Below are 13,575 nucleotides of genomic sequence, written 5' to 3' on the forward strand. Positions count from 1 at the left end.
GATGCCGATTTAACGATTCGCCATGCCGCCTTCGGCAGGCTGAAGTATCGCCTGCAGCAGCGTCGGCACCTGCTGGGATCCCACCGCCGGGCTGAACAAAAAACCCTGGCCGATATGGAAACCGGCTTCGCACAGCGTTTGGCGCTGCTGCTCGGTTTCCACGCCTTCGGCGATGATATCGATCGACAGCTTTTGACCGAGAATGCCGATGCTTTCCACGATCGCCAGGATCGCCGGTTCGGTGTTCATGCGTTGAATGAAGTCGCAGTCCAGCTTAATGCAGTCCAGCGGGTAGTCCATGATATGGCTGAACGAGGAGTGGCCGGTGCCGAAGTCGTCCAGCGCGATACGGATACCCATCTCTTTGAGCATGTGCAGCGCGCGCAGTACGTATTTCGAACCGTGCTTGTTGAACGCGTGTTCGGTCACTTCCAGTTCGATCAGGTGGTGGGGAATGTGGAACTTCAGCAGGCGTTGCAGGAAGGTTTCGGCGTAGTTGTCGCGTAAAAACTCGATCGGCGACACGTTCAGAGAAACAGGCCGCACCGCCACGCCGGCCGCGCGCCAGCGGGCGATATCGGCGAAGACTTTCAGCTGCATGGCTTCGCTGATTTTGGTCGCCAGTTCGTAGTCGTTGAAGGCCTCGCTGACCGTCGCCGGCAGCTGTATGCCGTTTTGCGGGCAATGCCAGCGCAGCAGCGCTTCGAAGCCGACGATGCTGCCGTCGGCGAGGCTGACCTTCGGCTGGTAGTTGGGGCGAATGCAATTATCGCGCACGATCTGGCGCGCGTAGTTGAGCTGACTGGCGCGGGCGCGGGCTTTGTCCATCATCTTGCTGTCGAACATGTAGACGCCGCCGCGGCCGCCTTCTTTCAGTTCATACAGCGCGGTATCGGCGCACTTCATCAGCTCTGACGCATCGCGGGCATCTTTGGGATAGATGGCGCCACCGATGCTCATGCCGCAATGCAACGTCTTGCCGCCGTGGGTGATCGGCGTCTCCAACTGCAGCAGAAACTTGTTGGCGATGCGGAAAATATCCTGCTCGTTTTCGACGTCGCTGATCACCACGGCGAACTCGTCGCCGCCGAGGCGAGAGACGAACGAATGGGTATTCATGCAGGCGCTGAGCCTTTTGCCCAGCACCCGCAGCAGATGATCGCCCGCCGCGTGGCCCAGCGTATCGTTCACCAGTTTGAAATGGTCAAGATCCAGCAGCATCAGCCCGAGCGACTTGTTGCCGTGCAGGGCGCGCTTCATCTCTTGCTTCAGCTTTTTCTTGAAGAGGCGCCGGTTGGGCAGGCCGGTCAGTTCGTCATACTCGCTGGCAAGCAGCAGGCGTTGCTCCATCACGCGCTGCGACGTCACATCCCGTGAGACGCACAAGATCTCGGCCACGGCCCCGTGCTCATCGCTGACGGGAGAGAGGATGTTGTCCCAATGCTGTTTTTTGCCCTGCGGCGTCACGCTCAATCCCGCGAAACGCGCATTCTTACCGGCTTTGACGCTGCGCAACGCTTTGCTGCCGCGGCGGCGAACTTCGGGCGACAACAGCCCCAGCCAGGGCATGCCAAATTCTTTTTGCGCCGGATCGAGGCCGAGCGCCAGGCTGCCGGAGCGGTTCATGTGGCGCAGCGTGCCGTCGCGATTGATCACTTTGATGCAGTCGACGCTGGCGTCCAGCATGTCTTGCTGGATAGAGAGCGCCTGAACGTTTTGCTGGCGTTGCAGCATTTGCGGATGGATGTCGGTAGCGGTGAGGTACCAGCTGGGCTCCAGCGCCTTGCCGTCCTGGCGGGCGTTAAACGCCAGCATAAACCACCGGTAGGCGCCGCTGCGCTCGCGCAGACGGGCTTCGCCGGCGAACGAGGAGAGGGCAACGATGGCCTGGCGCCATTGCGCGGCCAGGCGTTCGCGATCGTCAGGGTGCAGGGCCTCGAGCCAGTCTGCGGCGCCGTGCTCACCGGCGATTGCGCCGGTATAGTCGCGCCACTGCTTGTTGAAGTAACCGCCAAGGCGGTTGCCGAAGCAAATCAGACCCGGCAAGTCATCTACGATTTCGCTGTAGAGGTCGATCGGATTTTTGTTATTGGTCTGCTCGGGCAACAGGCTCATGCGGTATTTCCTCGGAAAATTACCCATATTCTTGCTCTATAGCAGAGCCTCTTTCAATATAGTCTTGCCAATGAAAATGGGAATAGCCAGCGGGCGCGGCTAAAAATCGGCCTGGTAGCATGAAATAGATTACGCAAGAACGCATTAGGAATACTCCTGTTATTTATAAGCCCCTCTTATATTGCATCGAAAAATAAGTGCTCCGACCAGGCGGTTTAATAACCGCAAAAAAGTAATCAAACTTGATGTTTCTTTTTGAGGAAATGTTCAGTCTTTCTGCTGCTCTTTCACTCGTCATAGCGCCTCTCTTATGCACCATGACTGACAAAATCCGCACGCCGGACGGTAAAAAACGCCATGTTATCCCCGGTTCAGCGGTGGCCGGCGCACCTGTCGCCGACGTTTGCGGTGAAAGTTATGATGCAAATCAAGAAATGTTTTGTTTCATCTGTTGACACTTTGCTTACGTATAAGATAGCCTCGCGAATGAAAATCATTAACAAAACTGGATGATTGAGCAGGATGCACCCACAGCCTGATTCTCGCGTTTCGGCCGGATGGCCGAGCCGTGCCGGTATAACGGCGCCGGGGTTATCGCCGGCAAACGTACATTCGCCACCTGTCTGCACTTCTGCGCCCTAAGCGTATGGCGTGGTGACATCTTCATGTCCGCACGCCCGAATTTTTATCACTCAGCCTGTTTTATGCGGCCCGCGTCGGGCAGGCATGCGTTATCTGTCGTTTCACGATCATAGGAGGTTTCAGCGCGGTTAAAACGTCAGTTTTCTTCTGGGTATAAATAAACATGGAGCGTAAAATGATACTTAATAAAAAATTGAAGTTAGCGTATTGCGTGTTTCTGGGTTGTTATGGCTTATCTCTTCATTCATCTCTTGCCGCTTATCGGGAACCAGGACAATTAGGTTCGCCCGACAGTTGGAAAACCGCAGAATTTAATCGCCAATGGGGGCTTGAGGCTATTTCCGCCGAGTTCGCCTATGCCAGAGGCTATACCGGTAAGGGCGTGACGATTGGCGTTATTGATGATGCCATTCTCTCTCATCCGGAATTCGCCGGTAAACTGACGCGGCTGGATAACGGCAGCTATAATTTCTCGTATGATAAACAAGATAATATGTCATTCGGCACGCATGGCACGCATGTCGCCGGTATTGCAGCCGCCAAAAGAGACGGCTCCGGTATGCATGGCGTCGCCTACGACGCGGACATTATCGGCGCCAAGTTGAATGACTTCGGCAATCGCAACGGCCGCGAAGAACTGATCCAGAGTCCAGCCCGGGTTATCAATAACAGCTGGGGTATCCCACCGGCGGTCAGAAAGGATGCCAATGGCAACACCATTTGGCTGCCGAACGGGCGGCCTGACTATGTGGCGTGGGTGAAAACCGACGTCATCAATGAAGTGATGCGCAATAAGTCCAACCTGCAATGGGGCAGCGAGCAACCCGTACCCACCGGCGGGCACAGCGCCATGGCGACGCTGCTGCGCGCCGCCAAGCATGGCAAGCTGATCGTTTTCTCGGCAGGCAATTACAATAACTACAATATTCCTGAGGCGCAAAAGTCACTTCCCTATGCTTTCCCTGAGGTATTGAACAATTATCTGATCGTGACCAATCTGAGTAATAACGATAAGTTAAGCGTTTCCTCAACCAGCTGCGGACATACGGCCAGTTTTTGCGTGTCAGCGCCGGGCAGCAGTATTTACAGCAGCGTAGGAGAGCTGGTTTCCAATACCGGCGGGGCGGTGAACCGCGAAGCCTATAATAAGGGCGAGCTGACGGTTAAACCCGATTACGGAAATATGTCGGGCACCTCAATGGCGGCGCCGCACGTCACCGGATTTGCCGCCGTATTGATGCAGCGCTTCCCTTATATGAGCGCCGCTCAAATATCCGCGGTCATCAAAACTACCGCCACCGATTTAGGTGAGGCCGGCATTGATCATTTATTCGGCTGGGGCCGCGTCAATTTACGCGATGCGATCAACGGGCCGAAGATGTTTATCACCCAAGAGGATATTCCGCAGGAATTCTATGTGCCGGGTTCCTACAGTGAAAAACAGTTCGTGGTGAATATCCCCGGTCTTGGGAATATCGTCGAAGCCGGAACCCCGGTTGAGCGGCGTTGCTCGTCGGGTGAATGCGACTTCGATTCGTGGAGCAATGACATCCGCGGCCACGGCGGGTTGACCAAAACGGGCGCCGGTACGCTGGCGCTGTTGGGCAATAATACTTACAGCGGTGACACCTGGGTGAAACAGGGCGTGCTGGCGGTCAACGGTTCGGTGGCGTCCAATGTCTATATCGAAAATAGCGGCACGCTGGCCGGCGACGGCACGGTGGGGGCGTTCAGAGCGGTTCGGGGCGGTAGCGTGACGCCGGGAAATGGCATCGGTACGCTGCACGTGTTGCATGACGCCGTGTTTGATCGCGGCTCGCAGTATAACGTCGAGGTCGCAGACAATGGCCGCAGCGATAGAATCGAAGCGCGGCGCGCTTTCCTCTACGGCGGCAGTGTGAACGTCAGCCTGGAGCACAGCAAAAACCTGCTGTCGCAAAATGAGGCGCAAAGCCTGCTGGGCAACAAATACACCATCCTGACGACGACGGATGGCGTGACCGGCCGCTTCGAAAACGCCAATCCTTCGTATCCGTTTGTCAATGTGACGCTGGACTATCAGGGCAATGACGTCGGCCTTGGGATCACGCGCACCGCCGCCCGTTTTGACAGCCTGGCCAGCACCGAAAACGAGAAAGCGGTCGCCCGCGCGGTGGAAACGCTCAACGCCACGGAACCGGTCACGGAAACGGCCAAACGCAGCGTCGCGGCGCCTACCGCTGAAGCGCTAACCGCACTGCAGGGCGTTGAAGGCGAGGCGACAGCCGTTACCGAAGCGACGAGCCCCGTGGTCGGCCACCCGGTTTATGAAAGCTTCCTCGGCTTCACTTCGGCCAGAGAATTGCAGCAGGCGACTCGTCAACTGTCCGGCCAGATCCACGCGGATATGGCTTCCGCCCAGATCAACGAAAGCCGTAATCTGCGCGATACCGCCACCGAGCGCTTGCGCCAGGCTGAAGGCCGCCGCACCGCTTCCGATATCAAAGCGGATGATAATGGCGCCTGGGCGAAACTGCTGGGCAACTGGGGGCATGCTTCCGGCAACGACAACGCCACCGGTTACCAGACATCCACCTATGGCGTGCTGTTGGGTTTGGACAGCGAACTGTTTGACGACGGCCGGCTTGGCGTGATGACCGGGTATACCCGCACGTCGCTGGATGGCGGCTATCAGTCAGATGCTCACAGCGACAACTACCATCTGGGGCTGTACGGCGACAAACGTTTCGGCGCGTTGGCGCTGCGAGCGGGCGGCACCTATACCTGGCATCGCATCGACACGTCGCGCTCGGTAAACTACGGCGCGCAGGCGGATCGCGAAAAGGCCCGCTATAACGCGCGCACCGGTCAGCTGTTTATCGAAAGCGGTTACGATTGGAGCAACGACGCGGCCAATCTTGAGCCGTTCGCCAACCTGGCGTACACCCACTATCGCAACGAGGGGATCAACGAGCAAGGCGGGGCGGCGGCGCTGCGCGGCGATAAGCAAAGTCAGTCCGCCACCGCTTCGACGCTGGGCCTGCGCGCCGATACGCAATGGCAGACCGACAGCGTGGCGATCGCGCTGCGCGGCGAGCTGGGTTGGCAGCATCAGTACGGTAAGCTGGAGCGTAAAACACAGCTGATGTTCAAACGCAGCGATGCGGCGTTCGACGTGAACAGCGTCCCCGTTTCCCGTGACGGGGCGGTTCTGAAGGCGGGCATCGATGTTGGGGTTAACAAAAACGCCGTGTTGTCCCTCGGTTACGGCGGGCAATTGTCGTCCAACCATCAGGACAACAGCGTCAATGCCGGTCTGACCTGGCGCTTCTGATAGCCGTTGAGCCGTTTCATGCTACTCAGCCCCCATCGCAACGATGGGGGTTTTTTATGGGGCGCGCGGAAGCGACAGGCCGGGCGGCGGTGTCTTCACAGGATAAAAGAGCGTTAGAACAGGATGTTTCTAATTCTTTTGGTTAGCAAAATTGATGATAATCATCTGAAATGACTAAAAGGATTTAGGCCGAAACATGGAATTTCTCTTCATTTTATTATTTTTTACCTTATACATATCAATTGCCTGTGAGTATCACCGGCGCCGGTGGCGCGTGCTGTATCGCCGTAAGAGAAATAGAAGAAAAGGCATGAAAATAAAACGGATGGTTAATATTCAGCTGTTCAGGCAATAAACCCCAAAAAAAGGAGACGTCATGTAACGTCTCCCTCGAAATGCCTCATTGAGCGCGGTTCGCCGCTTTATTTAACCGGCGTTCCGGCGATTATTTATCCAGCGCGTAGGCGATGACGTAATCACCACGATCCGGCGACTGGCGTGCGCCGCCGGCGGAAATGACGACATACTGCTTACCGGTGGTCGGCGAGACGTAACTCATCGGCGTGCCGCCGCTGCCGACCGGCAAGCGCGCTTTCCACAGCTCTTGCCCGGTGGACGAATCAAAGGCGCGCAGATAATAATCCTGCGTACCGGCGATAAACACCAGGCCGCCTTGAGTCGCCAGCGTGCCGCCCAGCGTCGGCATGCCGACCGGCATCTGCGCGCGCATTTTGATGCCGAACGGCCCGGTATCCTGCACGGTTCCTACCGGAACCTGCCACACCACTTTGCGCGTCTGCAAATCGATGGCGGAGAGGGTGCCGAACGGCGGTTTTTGGCAAGGAATGCCCAGCGGCGACATGAAGCGATTCTTATTGACGGCATACGGCGTGCCTTTGAGCGGGACCGCGCCCATGCCGGTATTCACGGCTTCACCACCGTTGCCTGCCGGCGCGCCTGCGTCGGCTTTCTGCGGGATCATCTGCACCCACAGGCCCAGACGCATATCGTTGGCGAAAATATAACGCTTGTTCGGATCGGTAGAGAGACCGCCCCAGTTCATGCCGCCCAGCGAGCCGGGGAAGCTGAGGGAAACGTCGGTGTCCGGCGCGGTGAACAGGCCGTCATAACGCATCGATTTAAAGCTGATGCGGCACATCAATTGATCGAATGGCGTAGCGCCCCACATGTCGGACTCGCTGAGCTTCTGCGCGCCAATCTGCGGCATGCCGACGGAGAACGGCTGCGTGGCGGAATATTGCTCGCCCGGAATGGTGCGGGTCTTCACCGGCAGTTCCTTCACTTCAGTCAGCGGTTTGCCGGTATGGCGATCCAGCACGAAGATCTGCCCGCTTTTGGTGCCGATAACCAGCGCAGGGCGGGTGGTGCCGTCCTGCATCGGGAAGTCGAGCAGGCTGGGCTGCATCGGCAGATCGAAGTCCCACAGATCGTTATGCACGGTCTGATAGACCCATTTCTCTTTGCCGGTGGTCGCGTCGAGCGCCAGCACCGAGGCGCCGTATCGGTGATCCAGCGCGTTGCGGTTGGCGCCCCACAGATCGACGGAGGAGCTGCCCATCGGCAGGAAGACCGTGTTCATCGCCGGATCGTACGACATCGGCGCCCAAGAGTTCGGGGTGCTGCGCACGAAGTGTTGATCCGGTTTCAGGGCGGCGTTCGGCTGCGGATTGCCCGGGTCAAACGCCCAGCGCATTTCGCCGGTGATCACATTGAAGCCGCGCAGCACGCCGCCGGGCATATCGGTTTGCACGTTATCGGCAACGCGCCCGCCGACCACCACGGTGGTGCCGGCCAGCGTCGGCGCCGACGTCAGTTGATATTTCGGATCGGCGGCGTCGCCCAGACCGGCCTTCAGGTCCACCACGCCCTGGTTGCCGAAGTGTTGGCAGAATTCGCCGTTGTCGGCGTTAATCGCCATCAGGCGCGCGTCGATGGTGTTCATCAATATGCGCCGTTGGCAGCTGTCGCCGGCCGCCAGCGCGACGGGCGCGGCGGGGGTTGAACCCGGCACGCTCGGCGCGGGCAACGGCTTGTTGATATCGAAGTAGGCCAGGCCGCGACAGCGGTTCCATACCTGCGACTTGGCATTGACTTCTCGCCGCCAAATTTCTTTGCCGCTGTCGGCGTCGACGGCGATCACATTGTTATGCGGCGTGCACAGGAAAATGCGATTGCCGATCTGCAGCGGCGTTTGCTGATCTTCCGCGCCGTTGCCATCGGGGCTGATAGGGATGTCACCCGTATGGAACGTCCAGGCGACTTTCAGCTCCCGCACGTTATCGCGGGTGATCTGATCCAGCGCGACGAAACGGCTGCCGCCCGGCGTATTGCCGTAGTTATCCCAATCCTTCTGCTGTTGCGCTTTATCAACCGGGATCAGCGGCAGCGGCTGGCCGCTGAAGGCAACGGTAGGGTGCGGCTGGAACATTTGGATAAAGGCGCCGACCATGCCGACCGCCAGCAAGGCGGAGAACAGATAAGCCGGCTTGGCCAACGGCGCTTTGCCTTCGCGCTTGCGCAGCGCCGGCCAGGTGAGGAAGGCCAGCAGCATCAGGCCGGTCGGCACCATCAGGCGGGAAATCAACGGCCAAAAATCAAAACCGGCGTCCAACGGCGCCCAGATGAGGGTGCCGATGAACAGCGCCAGGAACAGCCAAACCGCTGAAGACTTGCGGCGGAAAAACTGAATGGCCGACAGCAGGATGACGAGGCCGGCAATCAGGAAGTAGGCGCTGCCGCCCAGCGAGAGCAGTTTGCCGCCGGCGACGGAGAAGAACAGGCCGGTGGCGGCCAGGATGATGCCCAACAGGCAACACCACAGCGTAAGTTTTATGCCCGAACGTGCATTGGCATCTGACATTGAATAATCTCCAATAACATACTGATTCTTAAAGGTGAAAAGGTCGTTATTGGCGACTATTGTAACATTGATGGAGGTGCGCTTGTTAAGGATATGTAACTGTTTTTATGAGGGAAAAGCCGATGTTATCGGCACAACCTCGGTTTGGCTTAGAGGAATATCCGTTTCTGCCAGTGTACGAGCTGCGCGGCAGGCAGAGAGTCAACCTGCGCCACCCGATGGCGATTTTCCAGGGCGATTTCCCGGGCGCGTTGCAACGGCTCGGCGCTGAGGCGCTGCATGCTTTGCCGCAGCGCCTGTTGCGCCAGCTCCAGTTCGCCGGCGCCGAGGTGCGCCAGTTCATGGCGCATCTGCAGCAAAAATTCGTCGGTTAGCTGCCGCAGCTGCGCAACGGCGAACGTCGGGGATTGCAGCGCAAACAGCAGGCCTTCGGCATCGGCGCTGCGATGAAAGGCGCATTGCACCACGTAACCCACGTTGCGCTCGACGCGCAACTGCTGGAAGTAACGCGGCGCGTAAAGCCGGGCCAGCACGCGCAGCGCCCAACGGCCTTCGGCTTCATCGTTCGGCAGCGGGTAAAATTGCAGCAAGGCGTGTTCTGCGCCGCTTTCCGTCAGGGTGACGGGGTGGCGATGCAGAGGCGCCGGCCGCTGAACCTCGTCGGTTATGGGAAAAGGAAAGTCATACAGCAAATGCGACAGCCGCCGCTTTAACTCGCCGTCGCCGCCGACCAGGGTGGCATGCCAGAGTGGGGCCGTTGCCATTGATACGCTCAACGCCGCCGGCAATTGGGCTAACAGGCGGCGAATGGCGATATCGTTTTGCGCTTTAAGCTGCGCGAGGCGCAGGTTTCTCGCCGCCTCGTTGATGACGGCCGGCGGCAGCGCCGCCAGGGCCCGATTAACGACGTTCAGACCGTGGCAGATCAGCGCTGGGCTACCCGCCAGCTGTAACAACCACACGCCCTGGTGGCGCTCGAAGCTTAAATGTCCCTCCCGATGCGCTAACTCGGCCGCTCCAGGGCGCAATGCCGCCTGCAAACCACAGGCCTGTTCTTCGCTAAGAGCGCCATGCGTTGATGGGCGCAGCAGCAGCACCGGCTGCGCTTCGTCGGGGTGCAGATGCCGCAGCGGCGCCTGGCCGGCCGGCAGGGGCGGGATCGGCAGCGCCGCCGAGGTGGAGAAAAAGCGGAAAGGAGCTATCGTGGGCGTCGGCACGCTGCGGACGAAGGGCGCGAGCGCCAACGGCAGCCCTTGAATTTCACGCGCTTCACCGCCTCCCTCAGGCAGCACGGCCAGACGGCGATGCGGCGCGTTAATCAGCGCCGAAATATGCCGTGGCCAATCGTCGTTCGGCTCCACCGGCGGCAGCCCAAATGCCCTGGCGCGCAACTGATCGAGCGGCGTCAAACGGTGGAAATCGCGGTTTGCCAGTTGCCCGAAATGCGCAAGCTGAGGCGGTGTCAGCGCCATCAGCGCCTGCAACCAGGCCAGCAAGGCGCTTTCGATGTGGGCGGCTTCAGACGCCGAGCCGTGATTGACGGTAAAAATAAAACTCAGCAGGCCGCTGTTTTCAGCGCAGCGGGCGTAATCCAGCCTAACGGCGTCGGCCCACGCGTGAGCGCGCAGCCGTGCCAGCAGCCCACCAGGGGCTTCGTCCAGCAATAAGCGCTCCAGCCGCCGCAGCCAGCCGCGTGAACGGGAGTGTGGCAGGGCAAACACCAACCGCAGCTGCGGCGCACCGGGGAGAGACAGCGTGTAATCTTGCCCGGCGGCCAGCGGCGGCAAGGCCTCGGGCGGCGCGACGCTGCCCGGTGGCAAGGCGCCGCCGTAGCGCTGCGCCAGCGCATGCAACTGCTCGAGCGATTGCGGGCCTTGCAGCCACAGCGTGATGTTCGGCGCGCGGTAATAGTGGTGGTGAAACTGCCGCAGCGCCCGCTGCAACGCGGGAATATCGCTGCCGAAAGCGGCGCGGCTACCGATATGAAAGCGGTGCAACGCGTCAATGCCGCTGAACATCTGCCGCTGCGCCGCTTCGCAGCGGGTTTCACCGTCGGCGCGCAGCAGGCGATATTCGGCGTCGATGATCTCGATCTCCTGGGCGATTGCCTCAGCCGCCAGCTGTGGGACGGCGAGCATATCGATCAGCCTGGCCAACCCCTCCGCCAGCTGTTCGGCGCTCACCTCAAAGAAAAACGCGGTTTGCGTGGCCTGGGTCGTGGCGTTTAACCGGCCGCCGACCGCCGGCGTCCAGCCCATCAGCCCATCCTGCGCGCTGAAGTTCACGCTGCCGCGAAACAGCATATGCTCCAGCAGATGCGCGAGACCTGGCCAGGCGGCAGGCGCCTGAAAGCTGCCCGCCTCGATGCGCACCAGCGCGGCGGCGGCCTCGGCGTCAGGGGTGCTTATCGCCCTGACGGCCAAACCGTTATCGAGCTGCCACGAGGCGGCGAGTGCCATCGTCAGCCCTTGAAGATCAATCGGGAGTTGGTCTGATTGCGAAAACGCAGCTGATCGATGCCGATCTGCGAGCGATTCGCCGCTTCTCGCGCCGCCAGAATGGTGCCGTGGTGCGGCGACTTGCCGCACACCGGGTCGGCGTTGTCGGCGTCGCCGGTCAGCATGAACGCCTGGCAGCGGCAGCCGCCGTAGTCTTTCTCTTTCTCCGAACAGGAACGGCAGGGCTCCGGCATCCAGTCATAGCCGCGATAGCGGTTAAAGCCGAAGGAGTGATACCAGATATGCTGCAGATCGTGCTCCAGCACCGACGGAAAGGCGATCGGTAACTGACGGGCGCTGTGACAGGGTAACGCCATGCCTTCCGGCGTCACGCTCATGAAAATAGCCCCCCAACCGCCCATGCAGCCTTTGGGGCGTTCCTCATAGTAATCCGGCGTGACGAACAGCAGGTTGGCCAGCTTGCCGTCGGCAGCCATGCGCTCGCGATAGCGTTTCACCACGGCTTCCGCATCGGCGATCTGTTCGCGGGTCGGCAGCAGGCCTTCACGGTTCAGGTGCGCCCAGCCGTAGAACTGGCAGGTCGCCAGCTCGACATCGTCGGCATCCAGCTGGATCGCCAGTTCGATGATGCGGTCGATCTGGCCGATATTATGGCGATGCAAGACGAAGTTGAGCACCATCGGATAGCCGAGCGCCTTGACCGCCTTGGCCATCGCCAGCTTCTGCTGAAACGCCTTGGCGGAACCCGCCAGTGCGGCGTTCAGCGTTTCATCGCTGGCCTGAAAACTGATCTGAATATGATCCAGCCCGGCGTCGGCGAAGGTCTGCAGCTTTTTCTCGGTCAGGCCGATGCCGGAGGTGATCAGATTGGTGTAAAACCCGAGATCGCGCGCGGCGGCGATCAGCTCGGGCAGGTCTTTACGCACCAACGGCTCGCCGCCGGAGAAACCGAGCTGTACGCTGCCCATCGCCCGCGCCTGGCGAAACACCGCGATCCATTGCTCGGTCGTCAGCTCTTTTTCCTGCGCGGCAAAGTCGAGCGGGTTGGAGCAATAGGGACACTGCAGCGGGCAGCGATAGGTCAGCTCCGCCAGCAGCCAGAGCGGCGGATTTACCGCCGGCGCACGTGGCTCAGTCACGGAAGGTCACCCATTTTTGTTCGTAGGCGCGCTGGAAAAACGCCAGCACGTCGTCCGCCAGCCCCTCGGCGCCGGGGAAGCGGGCGTTCAGCTGCGCGATGATGCCGTTCAGCGTGGTGTTGCCGTCAACCAGCTGCAGGATGGCGGCGGCGCTGTCGTTCAGTTTGGCCATGCCTTCCGGGTAGAGGATCACGTGGCTGTTTTGCACCTGCTCCCATTGCAGGCGGTAGCCGCGGCGGAAGACGGGGGTGTGTTCAGGATTCAGCGTCATTACACCAGCCTCTGATTGTGCCAGACCCGCGCGGCGGTCACGCTGTGGTAAGGCGGGCGGTTCAGGGTATAGGCCATGCTCATGGCGTCCAGCATGCTCCACAAAATATCCAGCTTGAACTGCAGGATTTCCAGCATGCGCTGCTGTTTTTCAACGGTATCGCAATAGTCCAGCGCCAGCGCCAGTCCGTGCTCCACGTCGCGGTTGGCCTGGCCGAGGCGACTGCGGAAATAGTCGTAGCCGGCGGCGTCGATCCACGGGTAGTGCTGCGGCCAGCTGTCGAGGCGCGACTGGTGGATCTGCGGCGCGAACAGTTCGGTCAGCGAGCTGCAGGCCGCTTCCTGCCAACAGGCGCGGCGCGCGAAGTTGACGTAGGCATCCACCGCGAAACGCACGCCGGGCAGCACCAGCTGCTCGGATAGCAGGGCGTCGCGCTGCAGCCCAACCGCCTCGCCGAGGCGCAGCCAGGCCTCAATGCCGCCTTCGCTGCCGCCGTAACCGTCGTGATCCAGAATGCGCTGCACCCATTTGCGACGGGTTTCCGGCTGCGGGCAGTTGGCCATGATCGCCGCATCCTTGATCGGAATGCTGGTCTGATAGTAGAAACGGTTGGCCACCCAGCCCTGGATCTGCTCACGGGTCGCTTCGCCGTTGTGCATCGCGATGTGATACGGGTGGTGGATATGATAATAAGCGCCTTTGGCGCGCAGCGCCGCTTCAAATGTCTGCGGAGTCAGGGGGAGTGGTTGCGTCAT

General features: G+C 60.0%; 8 protein-coding genes. 2 read left to right on the top strand and 6 right to left on the bottom strand.

Features of this window, described 5'->3' with window-relative positions:
• Positions 1–9 precede the first annotated feature (9 nt).
• Positions 10–2,115, bottom strand: a complete 2,106-nt coding sequence (locus J9788_RS04215; RefSeq protein WP_047026120.1) for a bifunctional diguanylate cyclase/phosphodiesterase — start codon at positions 2,113–2,115, stop codon at positions 10–12.
• A 242-nt stretch (positions 2,116–2,357) separates the two neighbouring features.
• On the opposite strand from J9788_RS04215, the gene J9788_RS04220 reads away from it, so the two are divergent.
• Positions 2,358–2,570, top strand: coding sequence for a hypothetical protein (locus tag J9788_RS04220; RefSeq protein WP_209333050.1), 213 nt, complete (start codon positions 2,358–2,360; stop codon positions 2,568–2,570).
• Positions 2,571–3,139: 569 nt separating this feature from the next.
• A complete protein-coding gene (locus J9788_RS04225; protein ID WP_257713109.1) occupies positions 3,140–6,070 on the top strand; it encodes an autotransporter domain-containing protein in 2,931 nt (976 codons plus the stop codon).
• A 445-nt stretch (positions 6,071–6,515) separates the two neighbouring features.
• Here the strand turns inward: J9788_RS04225 and J9788_RS04230 are convergent, their stop codons facing one another.
• The 5 genes from J9788_RS04230 to pqqC form a co-directional block, all read right to left on the bottom strand.
• Positions 6,516–8,951, bottom strand: a complete 2,436-nt coding sequence (locus tag J9788_RS04230; RefSeq protein ID WP_182264478.1) for a glucose/quinate/shikimate family membrane-bound PQQ-dependent dehydrogenase — start codon at positions 8,949–8,951, stop codon at positions 6,516–6,518.
• A 149-nt stretch (positions 8,952–9,100) separates the two neighbouring features.
• Positions 9,101–11,410 (bottom strand): pyrroloquinoline quinone biosynthesis protein PqqF, encoded by a 2,310-nt coding sequence (gene pqqF, locus J9788_RS04235; protein WP_182264477.1) that lies wholly within the window; start codon positions 11,408–11,410, stop codon positions 9,101–9,103.
• A gap of 2 nt (positions 11,411–11,412) precedes the next feature.
• Positions 11,413–12,549 (bottom strand): pyrroloquinoline quinone biosynthesis protein PqqE, encoded by a 1,137-nt coding sequence (gene pqqE / locus J9788_RS04240; protein ID WP_033643058.1) that lies wholly within the window; start codon positions 12,547–12,549, stop codon positions 11,413–11,415.
• A complete protein-coding gene (gene pqqD / locus J9788_RS04245) occupies positions 12,542–12,820 on the bottom strand; it encodes a pyrroloquinoline quinone biosynthesis peptide chaperone PqqD (protein ID WP_033643059.1) in 279 nt (92 codons plus the stop codon). The genes pqqE and pqqD overlap by 8 nt, the downstream gene beginning before the upstream one ends.
• A complete protein-coding gene (gene pqqC / locus J9788_RS04250; RefSeq protein ID WP_182264476.1) occupies positions 12,820–13,575 on the bottom strand; it encodes a pyrroloquinoline-quinone synthase PqqC in 756 nt (251 codons plus the stop codon). Before pqqC ends, pqqD begins: the two co-directional genes overlap by 1 nt.

The sequence above is a fragment of the Serratia sp. X10 genome (genome assembly GCF_017811775.1).
Taxonomy (GTDB): Bacteria; Pseudomonadota; Gammaproteobacteria; order Enterobacterales; family Enterobacteriaceae; genus Serratia; species Serratia ureilytica.